A 531-nucleotide genomic window follows, 5' to 3' on the forward strand; every position below is an offset into this window, starting at 1 on the left:
AGGCCGACAGCGCCACGCTGGCCGTCGTCGATGTCGCCGACGGCTCGATTGTCGACCTGCATCGGCAACCGCTGGGACGCGCCGAGCGGGACAGGCGTGCCGAGCTCGTGGCAATGGTCGCCGAACTCCAAGCGCCGGCGTCGCGAGCGAAGGGCCTGTTCGTCGTCGGCTGTGGCGTGGACATCGTGCCGCTGAAATCCGCGCTGGAGGCAGCGACCTCCCTGGCGGTGAGCTTCCCCGCGGAACCGCACCTGGCTCTGGCCCGGGGAGCGGCGCTGGCTTCGGCGAACGCACCGCTGTTTGCGTCGTCCACGGCCGCGCTGGCCTACGCGCTGGATCCGGGCACCGGTGAGGTGAACTCCCAAGCCCTCACCCCGACCTACCTCGACGTGTGCGCCAACGCTCACCTGGGTGACCAAGCGCTCGCCTACAGTGCCTGGTCGGACGACACGGACGGCGTGGACGACCCGGTCGGAGTGCGGGCCAAGAAGTCGCGCCGGCTGGCGCTGGCCGGCAGCGCAATGGCCGGGG

At 71.4% G+C, this 531-nt stretch carries 1 protein-coding gene; it reads left to right on the top strand.

Annotated elements, in window-relative coordinates:
• The coding region (locus BST27_RS30810; protein WP_487246512.1) for a DUF7159 family protein at positions 1 to 531 on the top strand (531 nt) is incomplete at both ends.

This window comes from Mycobacterium intermedium (assembly GCF_002086275.1).
Taxonomy (GTDB): Bacteria; Actinomycetota; Actinomycetes; order Mycobacteriales; family Mycobacteriaceae; genus Mycobacterium; species Mycobacterium intermedium.